Source organism: Microbacterium sp. 71-36 (genome assembly GCF_001898305.1).
GTDB lineage: Bacteria > Actinomycetota > Actinomycetes > Actinomycetales > Microbacteriaceae > Microbacterium.
Genome location: NZ_MKTP01000004.1, coordinates 115,368 through 136,590 on the forward strand (window position 1 = coordinate 115,368; position 21,223 = coordinate 136,590).

The window sequence follows — 21,223 nt, forward strand, 5'->3', positions numbered from 1 at the left end:
GTTCTGTCGCTTACTTCTTCTCGTCGGTCTCGTCGTCGACGACCTCGGCGTCGATGACGTCTTCCTCGGGGTTGGGCGTCTCACCGTTGCCGGGCTGGCCGACGTTCGGGTCGGCCTGCTCGCCCGCTGCCTGCGACGACGCGTAGATCGCCTCGCCGAGCTTGCCCTGGCTGGCGTTGAGCTTGTCGAACGCGGTCTTGACCGCGTCGTCGTCGTCGCCCGCGAGCGCCGTCTTCAGGGCGTCGACGTCGGCCTGGACCTCGGTCTTGACCTCTTCGGGCAGCTTGTCCTCGTTCTCCTTGATCAGCTTCTCGACCGAGTAGGACAGGGTCTCGGCCTGGTTGCGGGTCTCGGCGGACTCGCGGCGCTTCTTGTCTTCCGCGGCGTTCTCCTCGGCCTCGCGGACCATGCGCTCGATGTCCTCCTTCGGGAGGGACGAACCGCCCGTGATGGTCATCGACTGCTCCTTGCCCGTGCCCTTGTCCTTCGCGGACACGTGCACGATGCCGTTGGCGTCGATGTCGAAGGTGACCTCGACCTGCGGGATGCCACGGGGAGCCGGCGCGATACCGGTGAGCTCGAACGTTCCCAGCGGCTTGTTGTCGCGGGTGAACTCGCGCTCGCCCTGGAAGACCTGGATCGCGACCGACGGCTGGTTGTCGTCGGCGGTGGTGAAGGTCTCGCTGCGCTTGGTCGGGATCGCGGTGTTGCGCTCGATGAGCTTGGTCATGATGCCGCCCTTGGTCTCGATGCCGAGGCTCAGGGGGGTGACGTCGATGAGCAGGACGTCCTTGCGCTCGCCCTTGAGGACACCGGCCTGGAGGGCTGCGCCCACGGCCACGACCTCGTCGGGGTTGACGCCCTTGTTCGCGTCGCGACCGGTCTCCTTCTTCACCAGCTCGGCGACCGCGGGCATGCGGGTCGAGCCGCCGACGAGCACCACGTGCGCGATGTCGTCGACCTTGACGCCGGCCTCGCGGATGACATCCGAGAAGGGCTTACGGGTGCGGTCGAGGAGGTCCTTGGTGAGGTCCTCGAACTTGGCGCGGGTCAGCGTCTCGGACAGCGACACGGGGCCCGAGTCGGTCAGCGAGAGGTAGGGCAGGTTGATGGATGCCGAGGTCGAGCTCGACAGCTCCTTCTTCGCCTGCTCCGCGGCCTCCTTGAGGCGCTGCAGGGCGATCTTGTCGCCCGAGACGTCGACACCGGTGGTGTCCTTGAACTGCTTGATGAGGTAATCGACGACGCGCTGGTCCCAGTCGTCTCCACCGAGGCGGTTGTCACCGGCGGTGGCGCGCACCTGGATGGTCGAGAAGTCGTCGTCCTTGCCCACCTCGAGCAGCGACACATCGAACGTTCCGCCACCGAGGTCGAAGACGAGGATGAGCTCGTCCTCCTTGCCCTTGTCGAGGCCGTACGCGAGAGCGGCGGCGGTGGGCTCGTTGATGATGCGCAGGACGTTCAGGCCCGCGATCTCGCCGGCCTCCTTCGTCGCCTGGCGCTCAGCGTCGTTGAAGTACGCGGGCACCGTGATGACGGCATCCGTCACGCTGTCGCCCAGGTACTCCTCGGCGTCGCGCTTGAGCTTCTGGAGGATGCGCGCGGAGATCTCCTGCGGCGTCCACTTCTTGCCGTCGACGTCGAACGTCCAGGTCGTGCCCATGTGGCGCTTGACGGACGAGACCGTGCGGTCGACGTTGGTGACGGCCTGGCGCTTGGCGGTCTCGCCGACGAGCACCTCGCCGTCCTTGGTGAAAGCAACGACCGAGGGGGTCGTGCGGAAGCCTTCGGCGTTGGCGATGACCTTCGGCTCGCCACCCTCGAGCACGCTCACGACGGAGTTGGTCGTCCCGAGGTCGATTCCCACTGCACGTGGCATATGTGTCTCCTTGATCATGAGCCGGGCGGATGCCACGACTCGGGGTTTCGTGAAGTCTGCTGCGCGGGTTGAGCCGCGATGACTCAAGGCTAGCGCAGCCCGTTCCGGGCGTCAAGCAGACTTGATATGGATTGGCTCAACTTCTGTTCCGCCGGGCGGTACCACGCCTCCGCCTACGGGGCCCGTTCCGTGCACCGGGGCGGTCGATGGACGCCCCACTGCACGAAACGCGCCCCGGCGTGCGGACGCCCCCGCGACCGACGAGGTCGCGGGGGCGTCGAAGAAGGGATGCCGCGGGCTCAGTCCCGGTCGTACGAGCGTCGCTGCGGGCGCTCGGTGCGCTTCGCGGAACGGCCGCCCTGGTCCAGGCGCAGGTCGATGAGGACACCAGAGATGCGGGTGTCCGTGAGCCGGTTGAGGGTGTCGCGCGACAGGTCGGCCGGGAGCTCGACGAGCGAGAAGTCCTGGCGGATTTGGATCGCCCCGAAGTCGTTGCGGCGGAGGCCCCCCTCGTTCGCGAGCGCCCCGACGATCTGCCGCGGCTCGACCCGCTGCCGACGTCCCACCGCGATGCGGTACGTCGCGAAGCGGCCGTCGCTGCTGCGCCGGTCGCCGCGGTCGCCGCGGTCTCCGCGGTCGCCGTCGCGCGGCGCACGGTCGCGGTCCGAACGGTCACGGTCGAAGCGCGGCTGCGAGATCGTCTCCTCCTCCATCAGGAGGGGCGTGTCACCCTGCGCGACCACGGCGAGCGCCGCGGCGACGTCGGCCTCGGGCACGTCGTGGTGGGCGACGTAGTGGGCGACGACATCGCGGAACGTCGCGATCGCGGCGGTGTCCTCGAGCGCGGCGGTGATCGCGTCGTCGAAGCGGGTCAGGCGCGTGGCGTTGACGTCGTCGACGCTGGGCAGCGACATCTCGGTCAGCGGCTGGCGGGTCGCCTTCTCGATCGCGGTGAGCATGCGGCGCTCGCGCGGGGTCACGAAGCTGATGGCATCCCCGGTCCGCCCCGCGCGGCCGGTACGGCCGATGCGGTGCACGTACGACTCGGTGTCGATCGGCAGGTCGTAGTTGACGACGTGGCTGATGCGCTCGACGTCGAGACCGCGGGCGGCCACGTCGGTGGCGACGAGGATGTCGAGCTTGCCGGACTTCAGCTGGTTGACCGTGCGCTCGCGCTGCACCTGCGCGACGTCGCCGTTGATCGCGGCGGCCGTGTAGCCGCGGGCGCGCAGCTTCTCGGCGACGGTCTCGGTCTCGTTCTTCGTGCGGGTGAAGACGATCATGCCCTCGAAGTTCTCGACCTCGAGGATGCGGGTGAGCGCATCGATCTTCTGCTGGTACGACACCACGAGGTACCGCTGGGTGATGTTCGCGGAGGTAGTGGTCTTGGTCTTGACCGTGATCTCTTCGGGGTCGTTGAGGTACTGCGCCGAGATCCGGCGGATCTGCGCGGGCATCGTCGCCGAGAACAGCGCGACCTGCTTGGTGGACGGGGTGTCGGCGAGGATCGTCTCGACGTCCTCCGCGAAGCCCATCTTCAGCATCTCGTCGGCCTCGTCGAGCACGAGGTACTTCAGCTCGCTGAGGTCGAGCGTGCCCTTGTCGAGGTGGTCCATGATGCGACCGGGCGTGCCCACGACGATGTCGACGCCGCGGCGCAGCGCCGACAGCTGCTGGCCGTAGCCCTGGCCGCCGTAGACCGGCAGCACCGAGACGCCCTTGATGTGCGCGGCGTACTTCTCGAACGCCTCGCACACCTGCAGGGCGAGTTCGCGGGTCGGGGCCAGCACGAGGGCCTGCGGATTCTTGTGGCCGGTCTCCATCTGCGACAGCACCGGCAGAGCGAACGCGGCGGTCTTCCCCGTGCCGGTCTGGGCGAGGCCGACCACGTCGCGGCCCTGCAGGAGGACGGGGATCGTGGCGGCCTGGATGGCCGACGGGGTCTCGTAGCCGACGTCCTTGAGGGCCTTGAGCACAGCGGCATCCAGTCCCAGGTCGGCGAAGGTGAGCTGCTCGGGGGCGGTGTCCGCCTCTGCGGAGGGGACGGGGTTTTCGGATGCCATGACTCCACGGTAGTCCGCCACCCCGGGAAACCCCCGTTCGAGGCCGCACCAGGGTCTACCCTGAGCGGACGCGCCGACGTCGGCGCGTCCGCGCCGGACGTCTCCGCGCGTTCACCGAAGGGTTCTAGCGTGAGCGACATGTCCACTCCCGGCGCCGCGCCCGCGGCATCCCTCCCCTCCGTCGACGGCAAGCGCCCCGTCCTCGCCTGGGCGCTGTGGGACTGGGGTTCGGCGGCGTTCAACGCGGTCGTCACGACCTTCGTGTTCAGCACGTACCTTTCGAGTTCGCTGTTCGTGGATCCCGCGATCGTCGCGGCCGCCGGCGACGACGACCGCAACCCCGCGCTGGTGAAGGCGCTGGCCGAGAACGCGAGCCTCGTCGGCACCGCGCTGATGATCGCGGGGATCGCGGTCGCACTGCTGGCCCCCGTGCTCGGCCAGCGCAGCGACGGCTCCGGTCGTCGCAAGCTGTGGCTCGCGATCAACACGGGCGTCATCGTGCTCGCCATGGCCGCGATGGTGTTCGTCGAAGGCGCGCCCCAGTACCTCGTGCTGGGCGCGACGCTGCTGGCGGTCGGAAACGTCTTCTTCGAGTTCGCGAGCGTCAACTACTACGCGATGCTCTCCCAGGTCTCCACCCGCGAGAACGTCGGACGGGTGTCGGGGTTCGGTTGGGGTATGGGCTACGTCGGCGGCATCGTGCTGCTGCTGCTCCTCCTGGTGCTCTTCATCCAGGGGTTCGGAACCCCGGATGCCGCCGGCCTCCTCGCCGTGCCCAAGGACGGCGGTCTGAACGTGCGGTTGGCCGTTTTGGCATCCGCCGTCTGGTTCGCGGCGTTCGCGATCCCGGTGCTCGTGCGCGTGCCCGAGATCCCGGCGCAGAACCGGAGGGTGCGCGTGGGGTTCTTCCAGTCGTACGTTCTGCTGTGGGGGACGCTGCGGTCGCTCTGGCGCGACAGCCGCCCGGTGCTGCTGTTCCTCGTCGCCAGCGCGATCTTCCGCGACGGCCTCGCCGGTGTCTTCACCTTCGGGGCGATCATCGCGGCGCAGGTGTTCGGGTTCTCGTCGACCGAGGTGCTGTACTTCGCGGTCGCCGCGAACGTGGTCGCCGGCATCAGCACGATCTTCGCCGGACGCCTCGACGACCGCTTCGGCCCGAAACGCGTCATCGTCGTCTCGCTCGCCGGACTCATCGTGCTCGGCACCGTGATCCTGTTCATCGGGACGTCGCAGACGGCCTTCTGGGTCGCCGGCCTCGGGCTCGGGCTCTTCGTCGGGCCCGTCCAGTCGGCCAGCCGCACCTATCTCTCGCGGGCGACGCCGGAGGGCCGCGAGGGTGAGATCTTCGGCCTCTACGCCACGACCGGTCGCGCGGTCTCGTTCCTCGCCCCGGGGCTCTTCGCCCTGTTCGTCTCGCTGACCGGTGACACCCGGCTCGGGATCGTCGGGATCGTGCTGATCCTCGCGGTGGGCCTGGCGCTGATGATCCCGGTGCAGAACCGCGGCGCCGAGATCCGCTGACGCGGGGCGAGGCGTGCCGGGCTCCGGAGACTCCGGCCGGCTCCCGCTCTTACCCGGCGATCCAGCGTCCGTCGGGGTCGGTTTCTCCGGAGCGCGGCACACCACTCTCCCGGCACTCCGGTCCGGATGCCGACAGGTCACCCCGGATTCCGGCACTCCGGCACGGATGCCGCGGACTCAGTCCTGCGGCCAGGCGTCGGCGAACTTCGCCAGGAGGCGGGCGAAGTCGGCGCTCTCGGTCTCGGTGAAGGACTCCAGGGCGGAGCGCACGGCATCCCTCCGCCGACCCCGGAAGCTGGAGACGAGACGTTCACCCTCGGCGGTGATCCGCACGCGCGTGCGGCGGGCGTCGTCGGGGTCGGGCTCGCGCTCCACGAGGCGCATCTGCACGCCCTGTTGCACGAGGCGAGACGCGCGGGGCTGATCGACGCCGACCGCGTCGGCGATCTCGCTCACGGTCAGGGAGCCGGGTGCCGCGATGAGCGCGTCGAGCATCCGCAGGCGCGCGACGCCGGCGAACCGTCCTTGACCGGGGTCGGCCCACGGGGGACCGCCGTGGAACGGATGCCGACCGTGATGCTCGTGGCCGTGCGGACCGCCGTGACCCCCGCCCGGACCGAAGGGCGGGCGCGGGCGCCGACCGCGCAGCTTGGCGAGGGCGGCGGCGATCTCGTCGGCGGGGTCGGCGGTCATGGCACCGATTTTACATGTCTCTTGACAAGTATTCGGAATACATGTCACAGTACATCCGTTGTCACATGACATGTAACCGGCGGACCCTCCGCCACACGAAAGGAACACCCATGAACACCTCCACACCTCTGGACCCCCGCAGCCTCGCCCATCGCCTCACCACGGTCGGGCACGCGTTGCGCCACCGCCTGTTCGCGCAGCTGCGCGACAGCGACCTGCACCCCAAGACCGTCCTCGTGCTCCGCGCGATCGACGGCCGCATCGACGCCCCGTGGATCACCGAGCGCCTCGCCCGCGGCGGCAAGCGCGTCACCGCGCTCGCCGAACGCGGATGGATCGAGCGCACCGACGACGGCTGGGCGCTGACCACGGAGGGTCGTGAGATCCTCGACCGGGTGGATGCCGACCGCACGGCGCTCCTCGCCGACGTCCCCGCCGAAGAGCTCGAACGCCTCGTCGCCGCGCTCGACGCGGTGTCGGCGGCGCTCGGCATCGACGAGTCCGACGCGGCTCCCCTCGGCCCCGGCCGCGCGCCCGGCATGCGCGGCTTCGGACCGTTCGGCCCCGGCTTCGGTCCCGGCGCGCGGGGTTTCGGCCCCGGCTTCGGGCCCGGCATGCGCGGCTTCGGCCCCGGCATGCGCGGCTTCGGCCCAGGCATGCGCGGCTTCGGCCCCGGCATGCGCGGTGAGCGCACCGTCGAGCACGACGGCACCCCCCACGACCGCGGATGCGATCCCCGCCACGGCGGCCGCGCGCCGCACGGCGGACGGCACCACGGGCGACACGGGCACGACGGCCGCGGCCACGACCGCCGGGCCGCGCAGCGCGCGTACGAGCGCGGCTTCGACGCCGGGTTCAGCCGGGGCCGCGAAGGTTCCGCAACCGGTGAGGCGGCGGCATCCGAGTGATCCCCGATAAACGCGATCGGCGACGAAACACGGCACGACGTCGCGTTTCTCGCCGGGAATCGCGTTTATCAGTGGATGCGGCGCCGCCGGAAACGCGCCGCACCCGGAGCGCTACGCCGCACACGCGCCGCACCCGGAGCGCTACGCCGCACGCGGGCCACAGCCGGAGCGCTACGCCGCACCCGAGGCGCCTAAAGCGAACAGCCCCGTCTACGCGACGGGGCTGTTCGCGCGCGGGTCAGCGACCGGGCGAGCCGGCGTCGGTCGTGCCGACGTTCGTGCGGTGGAAGTTGAGCGCCGAACGCGACGCCGTCGGGCCGCGCTGACCCTGGTAACGGTTGCCGTAGGGCCCTGACCCGTAGGGGTTCTCGGCGGGAGAGGTCAGGCGGAAGTAGCAGACCTGCCCGATCTTCATGCCGGGCCACAGCTTGATCGGCAGCGTCGCGACGTTGGAGAGCTCGAGCGTGACGTGACCCGAGAAGCCCGGGTCGATGAAGCCGGCGGTCGAGTGGGTCAGCAGCCCCAGGCGGCCGAGCGACGACTTCCCCTCGAGCCGTGCGGCGACATCGTCCGGAAGGGAGACGCGCTCGAACGTCGATCCGAGCGCGAACTCACCCGGGTGCAGGATGAACGGCTCGTCGGGCTCGACCTCGATGAGGCGCGTGAGCTCGGGCTGGTCCTCAGCGGGGTCGATGAACGGGTACTTGTGGTTGTCGAACAACCGGAAGTACCGGTCGAGGCGCACGTCGACGCTCGACGGCTGCACCATCGCCGGATCGAAGGGGTCGAGCCCCAGGCGGCCGTCGGCGAGTTCGGCGCGGATGTCGCGATCGGAGAGCAGCACGCGCCCAGCCTAGGGCGTGGGGCTTGCGCCGGTGGCGCGGGGTTCGCCAGATCACGTGATCTGGGCGAACCCACCCGCAATGCCGCGCCACGGCGGGTGATCTCGGCCACGTCACGTGATCTGGGCATTCACGACGCCGAACCGCGACCCGGATGCCACGGAAGACGCTGTTATGCTGGCGGGAGTGCCTCACGGCGCTCGGGGCTGTAGTTCAATGGCAGAACTTCTGCTTCCCAAGCAGACAGCGCGGGTTCGATTCCCGTCAGCCCCTCCACATGTATCGCGCGCTCGGCATCCTGATCGGCGCTCTCCTCGCGCTCGGCCTCACGGCGTGCGGGCCATCTGCGCAGCCGGAGCCCACGAAAGCGGCCGGCACGACCACCGTCGCGTTCTACGGCGACTCGTACACGCGCGGCACGGGCGCGAGTTCGTCCGAGAAGCGGTGGTCGACGATCATCTGCGCCGAGCGCGGGTGGACCGAGATCAACCGCAGCGAGAACGGCCTCGGCTTCGTGAACCGCCGGGCGAGCATGGGGCCGGGGCTCGACGACATCCCCGCGCAGATCATCCGCGACGAGCCCGACATCGTCTTCGTCACGATGGGCCTGAACGACAACTTCAGCTACGACAGCGCCGCCGCCGAGATCCACGCGGCGATCGACAGCGACCTGGACCGGCTGCGCCAAGGGCTCCCGCGCGCACGGATCGTCGTGGTCGAACCGTTCTGGTGGACCGCCGACCGACCGGCATCCGTCGACGTCATCATCGGCTGGGTGCGCGACGCGGCCGACCGCATCGGCGCCGACCACATCGCCGGCGCGAGCCACTGGCTCGACGGCCACTACGCCGACGACGCCGACAGCTGGATGGCCGGCGACGGACTCCACCCCGACGACGTCGGCTACGCCCGGATCGCCGAGCGAATGGATGCCGAACTCCAAGCGCTCGGCCTCTGACACCGCCGCGGCTACGCCGCGCGCCGCGCCGATCGCACGCGGAACCACAGGGTCAGCTCGGCGAGCGCCCGCGCGGTCACCGTGGCATCCCCGGAGTCGAGGTCGTCGAAGCTGTCGCGGAAGCCCTCCGGCGGTGCCGACGTCGACGTTCCGAGCGGTTCGTAGCCCATCGTCCAGTCGGGGAACCGGCGTTCCTCGATCGACTCGGACACCAGAACCCGCACGTCGCGGTGCCGGGGATCGTTGCCGATGCGGTCGAGGGCATCGCGGACCGCCGGCTCGGGGCCCTCGAGCACCTGGAGGAATCGGCCGCCGCGGAAGAGCAGCAGTCCCGACAGATCGGTGCCGACGTTGGCGACACGGCTGGACTCCAGGAGCCGGGCGAGCTCGTCGTCTCCGAACGGCACGGACGCCGTGCTCGAGTACGTCAGCGAGAACAGGTCGTCCGTCATCACTGCATCACCGACCCGGGGAAGACGTCGGGGACCTGGCGCAATTCGATCTCGGGCGCGGTGTTCGTGGCATCCGCGTGCGCGTGCGCGACGGCCGCCATCGCGGCGACCAATCCGGGGAAGCGTCCGACGAGACGCGAGCGTCCGTTGTAGGCGAGATAGCTGCCATCGGCCTCGCGGTCGATGTAGCCGAGGAAGACGCCGCGCGCGCTGGCGACGTGGAAACCCTCCTCCACCCGCGCCCAGACGACACCGGCACCGGGTCGATCGTCAACAGTCATGCGTGCGTCCTTCCGCCCCGGCAGGGCCCCCTCCGAAAGTACACATGCCCGAGAGGCGGTCCAGACGCTTGACAGCGAGAGGGTCAGAGCACCGCGGCGCGGATCGCCTCGGCGTCGTCGGTTCCGGATGCCTCGACGATGCGGCCCCGCGTGACCCGGTACATCGCGAACGCGGCGATGCTGACCCGGCGACGCGTCGGCGGCAGGTGCCGGAAGATCCCGGTGTGCGTACCGCTCCCCCTCAGGTGGACGGCGAGACGATCCTCTTCGACCACGATCTGGATGCGCCGCCACTGCCAGTCGGGGAAGCCGCGCACGAGGTCGGCGTAGTCGTCGAGCCAGGCGTCGGCACCGGCGGGGAGGTGCGCGCGGCGCACGTCGGGGGCGAGGAACTCCCGCACCGCCTCGGGGTCATGGCGGTTCAGCGACTCGAGGAACTCCTGGAACCACTCGCGCGTCTCCCAGGCCTCCACCCGCCCCATTATCCGCGCGTCAGGGGTCAGTTTCTGTCGCTCGTGGCATCCCGAAGCAACAGGAAATGAGTCCTCACGCGTCTTCCGCGAACACCTCGGAGGCGATGCGGAACGCGGTGTTCGCGGCGGGGACGCCGGAGTAGATCGCCGACTGCAGGATGACCTCGCGGATCTCGTCGATCGTCAGGCCGTTGCGGATCGCCGCGCGCAGGTGCATCGCGAGCTCCTCCTGGTGGCCGTGGGCGATCAGCGACGACAGCACGGCGACCGACCGCGACCGGCGGTCCAGCCCGGGCCGCGACCACACGTCGCCCCAGGCCACGCGCGTGATGAAGTCCTGCCAGTCGGCGGTGAGGTCGGTCGCGGCGGCCGTTGCGCGGTCCACGTGCGCGTCCGAGAGCACCTCGCGGCGGACGACCATGCCCTGGTCGTGACGTTCCTGGTCGGTGGCCATCAGGCGTCCTCTCCCGAGACGGATGCGAAGAACTCGCGCAGCAGCGCGGCGACGGCCTCGGGCTGCTCGGCGGGCGGCAGGTGTCCGGCGTCGTCGATGCGCACCGCACGCCCGCGCGCGACGCCGTCGACGATCTCGACGGCCTTCTCCTCGGGCGCGACGGCGTCGAACCGCCCCCACGCGGCGAGCACCGGCACGTCGATCCGTCCGAGCGAGGAGCGCACGTCGTACGTGGCGAGCGCTTCGCAGCAACGGGCGTAGCTCTCGTCGTCGGCGTCCTGCAGCACGTGCAGCAGTCGGCCGCTGAGCTCGGGGCGCCGCGCCATCGAGTCGGGCGCGAACCATCGCTGGGCCGACCCGATGATGAGGCTGGAGGTGCTCTGCGTGCGCGCCTGCGCGGCGCGGGCTGTCCACGACTCCGGGTCGCCGAGCTTCGCCCCGGATGCCACGATCGCGGCGGCCCGCAGCCGGGGGCCGTGGCGCAGCGCCAGCTCGAGGCCGGTCGCCCCGCCGAGCGAGACCCCGGCGTAGAGGAACGTCTCGTCGGGGACGGCCGCGGCGACGGCGTCGGCGAGGTCGGCGACGGTGAACGGGCCGGTCGCCACCGGCCCCGCGCCGTGGCCGGGAAGGTCCCACGCCGCGACGCGGTAGTCGTCGGCGAGCAGCGGGACGACGTCCTCCCACAGGATCGTCGAGGTGCCGAGCGACGGCCCCAGGACGACGAGCGGCGCGTCGGCGGGACCGACGGGCGCCGTCAGTGAGATCAGCGAAACCGCACTCATTCGTCCACCCCGTATCCGTTGGCATCCGATCCCGTGCGGTCTCGGCGATCGGGTGCGGTCTCGGCGCCGTCACCCGCTCCCGACGACCCGCCCCGGGCCAGGCGTGGCGCGAGACCGACGTAGCCGGCCGGGTCGAGCAGCGCGTCGAGGTCGAGGTCGCGGGTCTCCGGAAGCGCGCGCAGCGCCTCCCCGAGGTCGCCGTCGCCGCCGACGAGCGCCGCGAAGCGGTCCGCCCCGATCAGCGGCACGAGGATCCCCCGCAGGCGTTCGCTGACGATCCGGCCGTCGGTGAGCGCGAGGTTGCGGGCCACGGCATCCGTGTCCACGCGCAGGTGCGCCGCGAGCGAAGACGCGTGCCACGACGCACCCAGCGCGAGACGCAGCAGTTCGCGGAGCGTCGGCCATTCGGCGTGCCAGGCGCCGTCGGGGCGCTCGTCGACCGCGAGAGCGGATGCCAGGTGCAGCGTCGCGGCCAGCTGCGGCGCGCGCAGAGCGGCGGAACGGATGAGCACCGCCTCGGCCGGGTTCTGCTTCTGCGGCATCGCGGAGGAGCCGCCGCCGGCGCCTTCGGACACTTCCGCGATCTCGGTGCGGCTGAGGGTCGCGACGTCGGCGGCGAACGCACCGAGCGCGTCGATCGCCTGTGCCAGTGCGTCGCCCAGCTCGGTCACCGGCCACCGCGTGACGTGCCACGGCGCGTCGGGCACGTCGAGCCCCGCAGCCTCGGCGTAGGCCTCGGGCAGGGCGGCAGCGGCATCCACCGATCCCGTGATCTCGACGAACGACGCCAGCGTGCCGGCCGCCCCGCCGAGCTGCGCGGCGAAGACCAGCACGTCGAGCCGGTCGAGCGAGCGACGGATGCCGCGTTCCCACGCCGCCGCCCGGGCACCGACCGTGGTCGGGACGGCGTGCTGCGTGAGCGTGCGTGCCGCGGCGACGGTGTCGGCATGCCGCTCGGCGAGCGCGCGCAGCCACTGGGCGGCGTGCGTGAGCGACGCGCGCAGCTGCGCGACCGCGGCGCGCGCCACGATCATGATGGCGGTGTCGAGGATGTCCTGGCTCGTGGCTCCGCGGTGGATCCACCCCGCGTGCTCCGCGGGCACCTCGGCCTTCAGCCGACCGACGAGCGGGATGACCGGGTTGCCGCCGGCGACCGCCGCCGCGGCGAGCGCGTCCAGGTCGAGTCGCAGCGAAGGACGCCCGTACTTCTCGTCGAGGCCGAACGCGTGGTCGACCGCGACCGTCGCGGCGCGCGGTGCGACACCGAGGTCGGCGTAGGCCGTGACGAGCGCGCACTCCGCTCGCACGAGCGCGTCGAGGTACGCCCGATCCGAGACGAGGCTGTCGTGACCGACGGTCGCCGGCGAGAGGAGACCGGCGTCGAGGGGGTCAGAAGGCAAGGAAGACCGTCTCCTTCTCGCCCTGCAGCCGGATGTCGTGGTGGAGGTGTCCGTCGGGCGTTCGCGTCGCCACGAGGCTAGCGCGCTCCTCCGCGTCGAGCGAGGACAGCAGCGGGTCGGCGGCGAGCGCCGCGTCGTCGCCGGGCACGTAGATACGCGTGTGCAGCTTGTTCGGCAGCCCGCGGGCGAACACGATCGCCGCGAAGAACGCCGCCGAGCCACCGATGCCGCCGGGCTCGCGCGTCCAGAACTCGAAATGCCCCTCGTCGTCCGTGAACGCGCGGCCGAAGCCGGTGAACGTGTGCTCGTCGCGGCGGAAGGCGCCGCGCGCGCGGGGCACCGCGCCGTCGGCATCCGCCCCGAAGATCTCCACCAGCGCGTCGGGGATCGGGGCGCCCGCCCCGTCGTACACCGTGCCGCCGAGCACGATCGCGCCGGGAGAGTGCGGGAAGGCGACCTCGTGCTGCTTCGGGAACTCCAGGCCGTACGCGAAGAACGGCCCGACCGTCTGACCGGGGGTGGGGCGGTGGGTCTTGGCGGGGGTGCTCATCACTCGTCGCCCTCCTGCTCGAAATACGTCTGGTCGGGGCCGTCGACGACGATGTCGAAGCGGTAGCCGGTCGCCCACTCGGGCGAGGTGAGGTCGTGGTCGTAGACGCCGACGAGGGCGTCGCGGTCCTTCTGCCGGTGGATGCTGTTGTAGATCGGGTCGAGCGCGAACAGCGGGTCGCCGGGGAAGTACATCTGCGTCACGAGGCGCTGCGTGAACGACGTGCCGAACACCGAGAAGTGGATGTGCGCCGGTCGCCAGGCGTTCCGGTGGTTCTTCCACGGGTACGGGCCCGGCTTGATCGTCGTGAAGGCGTACTCGCCCGCGTCGTTCGTGACCGCGCGACCGGCACCGGTGAAGTTGGGGTCGAGCGGGGCGGGGTGCTGGTCGCGCTGGTGGATGTAGCGCCCGGCGGAGTTGGCCTGCCAGATCTCGATCAGCTGGTTCGCGAGCGGCCGGCCCCACGAGTCGAGCAGGCGGCCCCGCACCGTCATGCGCTCGCCGAGCGGCTCTCCGGCGTGCTGCAGCGTGAGGTCTGACTCGATCGCGGCGACGTCGCGCTGGCCGAACGCCGGCGAGAACAGTTCGATGGTCTCGGGGTCGACGAGCTTCGGGTTCTTCGTGGGGTGGCGGAGCACGCTCGACCGGTACGCGGGGAAGTCGTAGGCGGTGGCGGGCACCGTCTCGCCCGCGGCCTCGCGGGCGTCGAGGGCGGCGTGCGCGGCATGGATCTCGCGGGTGATCTCGGCCTGCGTCGCCTGATCCGGGGCGGCGAGGAGCGATTCGGGGGCGGCGGCGGGGGTGCGGGGCATCGGGTCTCCTTCGACCGGTCCATGTTCCGGCATGCCCCGATTCGTGCGCCAGTGCGTTCCCGCTGAATGGGAGTCGTGGCATCCTGTGTCCATGGCCAACTCCCCCTCGGGCGACTCGGTGACCGACCGACTGGTGCGCATCCTCGAGACGTTCACGCCCACGCGCACCGCGCAGACGACCGCGGAGATCGGCCGCCGCGCCGACCTGCCGAGCTCGTCCGCGCACCGCATCGTGAACGAACTGGTGGATGCCGGCCTCCTCGAACGCGACGAGGAGCGGCGCGTTCGAGTGGGCATGCGCCTGTGGGAGCTGGCGACCCGCTCCTCGCACGCGCTGCGGTTGCGTCAGGCCGCCCTGCCGTTCATGGAGCGCGTGCAGGTGCGCGTGCGCGAGCACACGCAGCTGGCGATCCTCGAGCAGGACGAGGCCCTGTTCCTCGAGCGCTTGAGCGCACCCGGCTCGGGGGCGAACGTCACGCGCGTCGCGGGGCGCCTGCCCCTGCACGCCTCGTCGTCGGGCCTGGTGCTGTTGGCGTTCGCGCCGCACGATCTGCAGGAGCGCGTCCTCGCCGGCCCGCTCGCGGCCGTCACGCCCGCGACGATCGTCGACCCGGCCGCGCTGCGGCGCACGCTCGCCGAGATCCGCAGCCTCGGCCGCGTCATCGCGCCCGGCTACGTCGACGAGGTGTCCACGGGTGTCGCGGTGCCGGTGCGCGATGAGACGGGCGCCGTGATCGCGGCGCTCTCGGTGGTGCTGCCGCGCGACGCCGAGACGCAGTTCGCCCTCGGCGAGCTGCACCGCGCGGCCCGCGACACCGAGCGCGCCCTCGGCTACCGGCGCTGACCTCGCGCCTCCCCTCGCCCCCGATGTTTCGTTGACTTCGGGGAAACGTACGCGAGCGTCGCGTCCCGGCGTACGTTTCCCCCAAGTCAACACCTCCCGCGCCCCGCGCCCCGCGCCGCTGCCCACCGCGCCCGCCCCGCCCGCGCCCCTCCGCGCCCCTCTCGGTGACTTCGGGCTTGTGTACGCGCCGCCAGGTGCCCGGCGTACGCTTCCCCGAAGTCATCGAGGGTGGGTGGCCCATGGCATCCCGTTCAATGAGAGAGCGCGCGTGCGGGGCGGCGTCGGCGGGCAGCATGACGACAGCACCGTCGAAGGAGACGCCATGACCCCCACCGTCCGCACCCGTGTCGCGATCATCGGCGCCGGCCCCGCCGGGCTCCTCCTCTCGCACCTCCTGGATGCCGTCGGCATCCCCTCGGTCGTCATCGACCAGCGCTCGCGCGACGAGATCGAGAGCACGATCCGCGCCGGCATCCTGGAGCAGGGCACGGTCGAGCTTCTCGACACCCTCGGCGACGCGTCGCGCGTGCGCACCGTGGGGAACCGCCACGACGGCATCGAGCTGCGTTTCGCCGGCGAGGGGCACCGCATCGACTTCCCGTCGCTCGTCGGCCGCGCGGTGTGGCTGTACCCGCAGCACGAGGTGCTGAAAGACCTCATCGCCGCACGCCTCGCCGCCGGGCAGGACCTGCGGTTCGGCGTCACCGCGGAGAGCGTCCAGGATGCCGATACCGACCGACCGCGCGTCATCGCGCGGGACGCCGACGGGCAGCCGTTCGAGATCGAGGCGGAGTTCGTCGTCGGGTCCGACGGGTCGCGCAGCGTCGCCCGCGCCGCGGTGACGGGCTCGAGCACCGGCGGCTACTTCCGCGAGTACCCGTTCGCGTGGTTCGGCATCCTGTGCGAAGCGCCGCCGAGCTCGGACGAGCTGATCTACAGCAACTCCCCCGACGGCTTCGCGCTCATCAGCCAGCGGTCGGCGACCGTGCAGCGGATGTACTTCCAGTGCGACCCCGAGACCGACACCGCAGCGTACTCGGAGGCGCAGCTGTGGGACGAGCTGCAGAAGCGCGTGCCGGGAACGACGCTGAGGGAAGGGTCGATCTTCCAGCGCGACGTGCTGCGGTTCCGGAGCTTCGTCGCGCACGAACTGCTCCGCGGCCGGGTCGCGCTCGTCGGCGACGCGGCGCACACCGTCCCGCCCACCGGCGCGAAGGGCATGAACCTCGCGATCGCCGACGTACGGCTGCTGGCCGACGCCCTGGGCGCGCTGCTCCTCGACGGCGACGCGCGCCCGCTCGAGACGTACCCCGAGCGGGCGCTGCACCGCATCTGGAAGGCGCAGCACTTCTCGTGGTGGATGACGAGCCTGCTGCACGTCGCCCCGGATGCCACCGACTTCGACCGCCGCCGCCAGCTCGGCGAACTGCGCTCGGTGGTGGAGTCGGACCACGGCCGCGCGTACCTCGCCGAGGCGTACACCGGCTGGCCGCAGTCCTGAGCGCGCCCGCCGCCTACTCCTTCGAGAACGGGGACGGGACCACCGGCACCGAACCCGTGTAGCCCTCGCGCTCCTCGGCGAGCTCGGCGATGCGCTTGCGGCACGCGAACCACCCGATCGCGATGCAGATGGATGCCACCACCGCGACGAGCGCGGTCGCGGGCGAGTCCACGAACACCAGCACGAGCACGATCGCCAGGAACGCCAGCGTCAGATACCCCGTGTACGGAGCCCAGAACAGCCGGAACTTCGGGCGCACCAGCTCGCCGCGGTCGGTGAGGCGCTTGAACTTCATCTGGCAGAGCATGATGGTCGCCCAGGTGACCAGGATGCCGACGGCGGCGACGTTCAGGACGGTCTCGAACGCGTCACTGGGCGCCACGAAGTTGATGACGACGCCGAAGAGGGCCACGAACGCGGTGATCGCGATGCCGCCGTACGGCACACCCGCCTTGTTCATGCGGGCCGCGAACTTGGGCGCCGAGCCGGCGACCGCCATCGACCGCAGGATGCGCCCCGTGGAGTAGAGCCCCGCGTTCAGCGACGACAGCGCGGCGGTCAGCACGACGAGGTTCATGATGACGTCGACGCCCGGCACGCCGATCGACGCGAAGAACGTCACGAACGGGCTCTCGTCCTTCGAGTAGGCCGTGAACGGCAGCAGCAGCGAGAGCAGCAGCACCGAGCCGACGTAGAACACCGCGACGCGGATGATGACCGAGTTGATCGCGCGCGGCATGACCTTCTCGGGGTTCTTCGTCTCGCCCGCGGCCGTGCCGATCAGTTCGATCGAGGCGTACGCGAACACGACGCCCTGCATGAGGATGATCGCGGGCAGGATGCCGTTGGGGAAGAAGCCGCCGTTGTCGGCGATGAGCGAGAACCCGACCGGGGCTCCGGTGGGCGTGCCGAAGACGACGAAGTAGATGCCCACGAGCAGGAACGCCACCAGGGCCGTGACCTTGATGAGGGCGAACCAGAACTCCAGCTCGCCGAAGACCTTCACCGACACGAGGTTGACGGCGAGCACGGTGACCAGGGCGGCGAGCGCCCACACCCACTGCGGCACGGCCCCGATCCACGGCACGTACTTGCCGAAGAAGTTCATGTAGAGCGCGGCCGCGGTGATGTCGACCATCGTCGTCGTGGCCCAGTTGATCCAGTAGAACCAGCCCGACACGAACGCGGCCTTCTCGCCGAAGAACTCGCGCGCGTACGACACGAACGAGCCCGAGGTGGGGCGGTGCAGCACCAGCTCGCCGAGCGCGCGGAGGATGAAGAACGCGAAGAGCCCGCAGACGGCGTAGGACAGCACGATCGCCGGACCCGCCTGCGCGAGGCGGCCACCGGCGCCGAGGAACAGACCGGTGCCGATCGCGCCGCCGATCGCGATCATCTGCACCTGACGCGAACTCAATCGCTTGTGATACCCCTCGTCCTCGAGGTGAACGGTCGAGGTGGTGATCGGCTCGGCAGCGCCGCCGGAGCCCGCAGGAGTGGTGTCAGTCACCCGTCCATCATCGGCATCCCGACGCCGGCGCCCGTGAAGCGCGCCGTGCGCTCTCAGAGCCAATGCTTGCGTTTGAAGGTCAGCCACAGCCCGAACGAGGTCGCCGCCATGAGCGCCAGGGCCATCGGATACCCGAGGGTCCAGTCGAGCTCGGGCATGTTCTTGAAGTTCATGCCGTAGATCCCGCCCACCAGCGACGGTCCGAACAGGATCGCCGCCCAGCCCGAGATCTTCTTGACCTGTTCGTTCTGCTCGAGCGACGTCTCGGTCTGCCGGTGCGTGACGAGCGTCGCGTTCACGGTGAGGGCGTTGTCGAGGATCGCGCGGAGCGAGGCCAGCTTGTCGCACTGACGGAGGACGTGGTCGAGGACGTCGCGCAGCGATCGCTGCAGCTCGATCTCGACCCCGTACTTGTCGGCACCGCGCAGCAGCGCCTGCAGCATGTCGCGCAACGGCTCGGTCGCCCGCTGGAAGTGGATCACCTCGCGTGCGAGCTCGTAGATGCGCTGTGTGAGCTCGGCGTCGCCCGCGCCGAAGAGCTGGTCCTCGATCTCGTCGACGTCGTTCTGCAGGCCCGCGGCGACGGGGTCGTACTGGTCGACGACCTCGTCGAGGATGGCGTACAGCACCGCCTCCGGACCCCGCGCGAGCAGCTCCGGCTGCCCCTCGAGACGCCGGCGCACCCGCGAGAGGTCGGGCACCTCCGCCTGCCGCACCGTGACGACGTAGTCGGAGCCGACGAAGACGTGCAGCTCACCGAAGTCCACCGTCTCGGTCGCATCGTCGTAGCGCGCCGGTCGCAGCACGGCGAAGAGGTTGTCGCCGTAGCGTTCGAGCTTGGACCGCTGGTGCCCGGCGAGGGCGTCCTCGACCGCCAGCGGGTGCAGCGAGAACTCGGCCGCGACGCGCTCGAGCTCCTCGGGAGACGGGCGCAGCAGACCGATCCAGGCCATGCCGCCGTGGGCCTCCATGTACTCGAACGTCTGGTCCAGGCTCGACGGGTTCTCGATGCGGTGGCCGTCGACGTACACGGCGCTGTCGATGATGGGCATGCGTCCGTTCTACCTCCCGAAGATGGACGGCGGATGCCCCTGGCGCGGGGCGCCGCGACCTGGCATCCGTCCTCAGCCGACGGGTTCGACGGCAGGGCGCCGGGATGCCGCCGTCACGGCGCCGATGCTCGCGGCGATGACGAGGGCGATGCCCGCGATCTCGAGCCACGACAGGTGCTGACCGAGCAGGAGGAAGCCCGCGAGCGACGCCGTCGCGGGGCCGAGGCTCATCATGATCGCGAAGGCGGAGGCCGGGAGGCGCCGCAACGCGATGAGCTCGAGGGCGTAGGGAACGGTCGACGACAGCAGGGCGACCGCCGCGCCCAGTGCCAGGATGGCCGGGTGGAGCAGCACGGCGCCGGCCTGCGCGATCCCGAAGGGCAGGGCGATCACGGCGCCGACCGTCATGGCCAGCGCGAGACCGTCCAGCCGCGGGAACTCCCGTCCGACCCGCGCCGAGGCGAGGATGTACAGCGCCCAACTCACGGCCGCGGCCAGGGCGAACACGACGCCGAGCGCGTCGAGACGGTCCCACCCGCCCGCGCCGAGTGCGACGACGCCCGCGAGCGCGAGGCCCGCCCACAGCCACCGAGCGAGGCCCGTCGCGGTGAGGATCGAGAGCGTGAGGGGCCCCAGCACCTCGATGGTGACGGTGACGCCGAGCGGAAGTCGCTCCAGGGCGAGGTAGAACAGCCCGTTCATGGATGCCAGCACCACACCGAACCACACGACCGAACGCCACGCGCCCGCCGTGTGCCCGCGCAGCCGGGGCCGCGCGATCGCGAGCAGCAGCAGGGCCGAGAAGACCAGACGCAGCATGACGATGCCGAGCGGCCCGGTGTCCGGGAAGAGCATGACCGCGAACGAGGCCCCGACCTCCTGGCAGGCGAGACCGACGAGGACCAGCGCCGCCGCGGATCCGCGACCCGTGCGCGCGGTCATCGCGCGACCACGCCGACGGTCACTGCGCGGGAGGGCAGATGGCGATGGTGCCGAGGTTGTCGCGCATCTGCTGGGCCGTCCACGGCAGGCCCGCCTCGGGCACCGTGCGGCCTTCGGCGGCGGGCGCCTTCGACGCGATCGCCGCGAGCTCCCACGCGAGCCATGCACCGGCGTTCTCGTTCGCTCCCGAGTTGTTCAGCACCACGGCGACCGACATGCCCGTCGAGGGGTCGGCGAACGCGCCCACGATGTAGCCGGGGGCGGAGCCGAACTGCCCGATGAGCGAACCGGCCTGGTACGCGGCGCCGGTGGCGGTGAACCAGGTCGGGGCGTCGCCGCTCACGGGCAGCGGGGAGGCGAAGCGCGTGGTGTCCTGAGGCAGCAGCGCACCGGTGGCGAGGGCCTGCGCGTAGCGGCCGAGGTCGGTGATGTCGGTCACGACCCCCGAGTCGCCCGCACCGAAGCTCGCCGAGGTGACGGTGTAGTCGCCGGGGTCGGTGCAGTTCCACGCACCGTCGGCCCCCGGCCGCGACCAGTAGCCGTTGAGCGGGTCGTCGGAGGGCGCCGCGGCGGCGGCACCCGGCAGCGAGGTCGCGTCGAGTCCGAGCGGACGCGCGACGCGCTCGGCGATCAGCTGGGAGAGCGACTCGCCCGTGGCGCGTTCGACGGCCATGCCCGCGAGGAGGTAGTTCGTGTCGGCGTTGGCGTACGCCGCGCCCGGAGCGTTCTGACGGGGGCTGGCGATGCCGTACGCCATGAGTTCACGGGCGTTCCAGGCTCGGTCGGGATTGCTCAGCACCAGGTTGGAGAGGTACGACTGGTAGCCGCCGAGACCCGAGGTTCCGTTGCACAGCTGGCCGAGGGTGATGTCGTCGAAGCCGGGGAGGCCGCTCACCCACTTCGTCACGGAGTCGTCGAGCGAGAGCGTGCCGTCGGCGGCGAGCTCGTAGACGATGTCGCACGTCATCGCGCGCGTCACGTCGGCCGCGCGGAAGCCCATGTCGGCGGTGACCTCGGCTCCGCCCGGGCCCTGAGTACCGAGACCCGAGACCCAGGAACCGCTCCACGGCGCCCAGACCCCCACGATCGCGCCGGTCGAGCCGGTGATCGCCATCGCCGAGGTCACGGCATCCCGGAGCTGCGTGACGGTGTCGTCGGGGAGCGACCCCTGCGCCTGCTCGGGAACGTCGACGGGTACCGACGTGTCGGGCGTGCACCCGGTCAGGGTGACGGCGATGATGCTGGCTCCCGCGACCACGACGGCCACTGATCGGCGCCAACCCCGCATGTCCACCCCCGGATGATT

Annotated in this window: 21 protein-coding genes and 1 tRNA gene; 6 read left to right on the top strand and 16 right to left on the bottom strand. The window is 71.0% G+C overall.

Going from position 1 to position 21,223, the window contains the following annotated elements; all coding sequences use genetic code 11:
* Window positions 1-10: 10 nt before the first annotated feature.
* Together dnaK and BGO45_RS12045 are read right to left on the bottom strand one after the other, a co-directional pair.
* Window positions 11-1,879 (bottom strand): molecular chaperone DnaK, encoded by a 1,869-nt coding sequence (dnaK, locus tag BGO45_RS12040; protein ID WP_292694566.1) that lies wholly within the window; start codon window positions 1,877-1,879, stop codon window positions 11-13.
* Window positions 1,880-2,178: 299 nt separating this feature from the next.
* Window positions 2,179-3,942, bottom strand: a complete 1,764-nt coding sequence (locus tag BGO45_RS12045) for a DEAD/DEAH box helicase (protein ID WP_292694568.1) — start codon at window positions 3,940-3,942, stop codon at window positions 2,179-2,181.
* A gap of 138 nt (window positions 3,943-4,080) precedes the next feature.
* Here BGO45_RS12045 and BGO45_RS12050 point away from each other — a divergent pair, with 138 nt between their 5' ends.
* Entirely contained in the window at window positions 4,081-5,463 is a 1,383-nt protein-coding gene (locus BGO45_RS12050; RefSeq protein WP_292695170.1) for an MFS transporter, read from the top strand.
* Between the two features lie 177 nt (window positions 5,464-5,640).
* On the opposite strand, the gene BGO45_RS12055 is transcribed toward BGO45_RS12050, so the two are convergent.
* Window positions 5,641-6,156 carry a MarR family winged helix-turn-helix transcriptional regulator gene (locus BGO45_RS12055; protein WP_292694570.1) on the bottom strand — a complete coding sequence of 172 codons (516 nt, stop codon included), beginning with the start codon at window positions 6,154-6,156 and terminating at the stop codon, window positions 5,641-5,643.
* 110 nt (window positions 6,157-6,266) lie between these two features.
* On the opposite strand from BGO45_RS12055, the gene BGO45_RS12060 reads away from it, so the two are divergent.
* On the top strand, window positions 6,267-7,064 hold the full coding sequence (locus BGO45_RS12060) for a hypothetical protein (RefSeq protein WP_292694572.1): 798 nt from the start codon (window positions 6,267-6,269) through the stop codon (window positions 7,062-7,064).
* Between the two features lie 238 nt (window positions 7,065-7,302).
* Here the strand turns inward: BGO45_RS12060 and dcd are convergent, their stop codons facing one another.
* On the bottom strand, window positions 7,303-7,908 hold the full coding sequence (gene dcd / locus BGO45_RS12065; RefSeq protein ID WP_292694574.1) for a dCTP deaminase: 606 nt from the start codon (window positions 7,906-7,908) through the stop codon (window positions 7,303-7,305).
* Window positions 7,909-8,108: 200 nt separating this feature from the next.
* Between dcd and BGO45_RS12070 the strand changes: the two genes are divergently transcribed.
* Both BGO45_RS12070 and BGO45_RS12075 read left to right on the top strand, forming a co-directional pair.
* Window positions 8,109-8,182: transfer RNA gene (locus BGO45_RS12070), tRNA-Gly, on the top strand.
* A gap of 1 nt (window position 8,183) precedes the next feature.
* Complete coding sequence (locus tag BGO45_RS12075; protein ID WP_292694576.1) at window positions 8,184-8,864, top strand: SGNH/GDSL hydrolase family protein; 681 nt, start codon at window positions 8,184-8,186, stop codon at window positions 8,862-8,864.
* A gap of 11 nt (window positions 8,865-8,875) precedes the next feature.
* Here BGO45_RS12075 and BGO45_RS12080 read toward each other — a convergent pair whose 3' ends face one another.
* The 8 genes from BGO45_RS12080 to pcaH all read right to left on the bottom strand — a co-directional run bounded on the left by BGO45_RS12080 (window position 8,876) and on the right by pcaH (window position 14,068).
* A complete protein-coding gene (locus tag BGO45_RS12080) occupies window positions 8,876-9,316 on the bottom strand; it encodes a BLUF domain-containing protein (protein ID WP_292694578.1) in 441 nt (146 codons plus the stop codon).
* Window positions 9,316-9,597 carry a hypothetical protein gene (locus BGO45_RS12085; RefSeq protein ID WP_292694580.1) on the bottom strand — a complete coding sequence of 94 codons (282 nt, stop codon included), beginning with the start codon at window positions 9,595-9,597 and terminating at the stop codon, window positions 9,316-9,318. Before BGO45_RS12085 ends, BGO45_RS12080 begins: the two co-directional genes overlap by 1 nt.
* Window positions 9,598-9,680: 83 nt before the next feature.
* Window positions 9,681-10,070, bottom strand: coding sequence for an ester cyclase (locus BGO45_RS12090; RefSeq protein ID WP_292694582.1), 390 nt, complete (start codon window positions 10,068-10,070; stop codon window positions 9,681-9,683).
* A gap of 73 nt (window positions 10,071-10,143) precedes the next feature.
* Entirely contained in the window at window positions 10,144-10,524 is a 381-nt protein-coding gene (pcaC, locus tag BGO45_RS12095) for a 4-carboxymuconolactone decarboxylase (RefSeq protein WP_292694584.1), read from the bottom strand.
* Window positions 10,524-11,306: an alpha/beta fold hydrolase gene (locus BGO45_RS12100; RefSeq protein ID WP_292694586.1), complete on the bottom strand. Its 783-nt coding sequence runs from the start codon at window positions 11,304-11,306 to the stop codon at window positions 10,524-10,526. Before BGO45_RS12100 ends, pcaC begins: the two co-directional genes overlap by 1 nt.
* Entirely contained in the window at window positions 11,303-12,706 is a 1,404-nt protein-coding gene (locus BGO45_RS12105; RefSeq protein WP_292694587.1) for a lyase family protein, read from the bottom strand. The genes BGO45_RS12100 and BGO45_RS12105 overlap by 4 nt, the downstream gene beginning before the upstream one ends.
* Window positions 12,696-13,256 (bottom strand): protocatechuate 3,4-dioxygenase subunit alpha, encoded by a 561-nt coding sequence (gene pcaG, locus BGO45_RS12110; protein ID WP_292694589.1) that lies wholly within the window; start codon window positions 13,254-13,256, stop codon window positions 12,696-12,698. The genes BGO45_RS12105 and pcaG overlap by 11 nt, the downstream gene beginning before the upstream one ends.
* On the bottom strand, window positions 13,256-14,068 hold the full coding sequence (gene pcaH / locus BGO45_RS12115; RefSeq protein WP_292694591.1) for a protocatechuate 3,4-dioxygenase subunit beta: 813 nt from the start codon (window positions 14,066-14,068) through the stop codon (window positions 13,256-13,258). The genes pcaG and pcaH overlap by 1 nt, the downstream gene beginning before the upstream one ends.
* Before the next feature lie 91 nt (window positions 14,069-14,159).
* Here pcaH and BGO45_RS12120 point away from each other — a divergent pair, with 91 nt between their 5' ends.
* On the top strand, window positions 14,160-14,912 hold the full coding sequence (locus BGO45_RS12120) for an IclR family transcriptional regulator (protein ID WP_076493066.1): 753 nt from the start codon (window positions 14,160-14,162) through the stop codon (window positions 14,910-14,912).
* 322 nt (window positions 14,913-15,234) lie between these two features.
* Entirely contained in the window at window positions 15,235-16,413 is a 1,179-nt protein-coding gene (locus BGO45_RS12125) for a 4-hydroxybenzoate 3-monooxygenase (RefSeq protein ID WP_292694594.1), read from the top strand.
* A gap of 13 nt (window positions 16,414-16,426) precedes the next feature.
* On the opposite strand, the gene BGO45_RS12130 is transcribed toward BGO45_RS12125, so the two are convergent.
* The 4 genes from BGO45_RS12130 to BGO45_RS12145 form a co-directional block, all read right to left on the bottom strand.
* Window positions 16,427-17,923 (bottom strand): amino acid permease, encoded by a 1,497-nt coding sequence (locus BGO45_RS12130; protein ID WP_292694596.1) that lies wholly within the window; start codon window positions 17,921-17,923, stop codon window positions 16,427-16,429.
* Window positions 17,924-17,976: 53 nt separating this feature from the next.
* Window positions 17,977-18,975: a magnesium/cobalt transporter CorA gene (corA, locus tag BGO45_RS12135; RefSeq protein WP_292694598.1), complete on the bottom strand. Its 999-nt coding sequence runs from the start codon at window positions 18,973-18,975 to the stop codon at window positions 17,977-17,979.
* 72 nt (window positions 18,976-19,047) lie between these two features.
* Window positions 19,048-19,917: an EamA family transporter gene (locus BGO45_RS12140; protein ID WP_292694600.1), complete on the bottom strand. Its 870-nt coding sequence runs from the start codon at window positions 19,915-19,917 to the stop codon at window positions 19,048-19,050.
* 19 nt (window positions 19,918-19,936) lie between these two features.
* Window positions 19,937-21,205 carry a serine hydrolase gene (locus BGO45_RS12145; protein ID WP_292695172.1) on the bottom strand — a complete coding sequence of 423 codons (1,269 nt, stop codon included), beginning with the start codon at window positions 21,203-21,205 and terminating at the stop codon, window positions 19,937-19,939.
* Between the last annotated feature and the right edge of the window lie 18 nt (window positions 21,206-21,223).

Excerpts from the sequence above, each read along its gene's own strand:
- dnaK (WP_292694566.1), bottom strand. The coding sequence starts at position 1,879 with ATGCCACGTGCAGTGGGAATCGACCTCGGGACGACCAACTCCGTCGTG.
- BGO45_RS12045 (WP_292694568.1), bottom strand. The coding sequence starts at position 3,942 with ATGGCATCCGAAAACCCCGTCCCCTCCGCAGAGGCGGACACCGCCCCC.
- BGO45_RS12050 (WP_292695170.1), top strand. The coding sequence starts at position 4,081 with ATGTCCACTCCCGGCGCCGCGCCCGCGGCATCCCTCCCCTCCGTCGAC.
- BGO45_RS12055 (WP_292694570.1), bottom strand. The coding sequence starts at position 6,156 with ATGACCGCCGACCCCGCCGACGAGATCGCCGCCGCCCTCGCCAAGCTG.
- BGO45_RS12060 (WP_292694572.1), top strand. The coding sequence starts at position 6,267 with ATGAACACCTCCACACCTCTGGACCCCCGCAGCCTCGCCCATCGCCTC.
- BGO45_RS12075 (WP_292694576.1), top strand. The coding sequence starts at position 8,184 with ATGTATCGCGCGCTCGGCATCCTGATCGGCGCTCTCCTCGCGCTCGGC.
- BGO45_RS12080 (WP_292694578.1), bottom strand. The coding sequence starts at position 9,316 with ATGACGGACGACCTGTTCTCGCTGACGTACTCGAGCACGGCGTCCGTG.
- BGO45_RS12085 (WP_292694580.1), bottom strand. The coding sequence starts at position 9,597 with ATGACTGTTGACGATCGACCCGGTGCCGGTGTCGTCTGGGCGCGGGTG.
- pcaC (WP_292694584.1), bottom strand. The coding sequence starts at position 10,524 with ATGGCCACCGACCAGGAACGTCACGACCAGGGCATGGTCGTCCGCCGC.
- BGO45_RS12100 (WP_292694586.1), bottom strand. The coding sequence starts at position 11,306 with ATGAGTGCGGTTTCGCTGATCTCACTGACGGCGCCCGTCGGTCCCGCC.
- pcaG (WP_292694589.1), bottom strand. The coding sequence starts at position 13,256 with ATGAGCACCCCCGCCAAGACCCACCGCCCCACCCCCGGTCAGACGGTC.
- pcaH (WP_292694591.1), bottom strand. The coding sequence starts at position 14,068 with ATGCCCCGCACCCCCGCCGCCGCCCCCGAATCGCTCCTCGCCGCCCCG.
- BGO45_RS12120 (WP_076493066.1), top strand. The coding sequence starts at position 14,160 with ATGGCCAACTCCCCCTCGGGCGACTCGGTGACCGACCGACTGGTGCGC.
- BGO45_RS12125 (WP_292694594.1), top strand. The coding sequence starts at position 15,235 with ATGACCCCCACCGTCCGCACCCGTGTCGCGATCATCGGCGCCGGCCCC.
- corA (WP_292694598.1), bottom strand. The coding sequence starts at position 18,975 with ATGCCCATCATCGACAGCGCCGTGTACGTCGACGGCCACCGCATCGAG.
- BGO45_RS12140 (WP_292694600.1), bottom strand. The coding sequence starts at position 19,917 with ATGACCGCGCGCACGGGTCGCGGATCCGCGGCGGCGCTGGTCCTCGTC.
- BGO45_RS12145 (WP_292695172.1), bottom strand. The coding sequence starts at position 21,205 with ATGCGGGGTTGGCGCCGATCAGTGGCCGTCGTGGTCGCGGGAGCCAGC.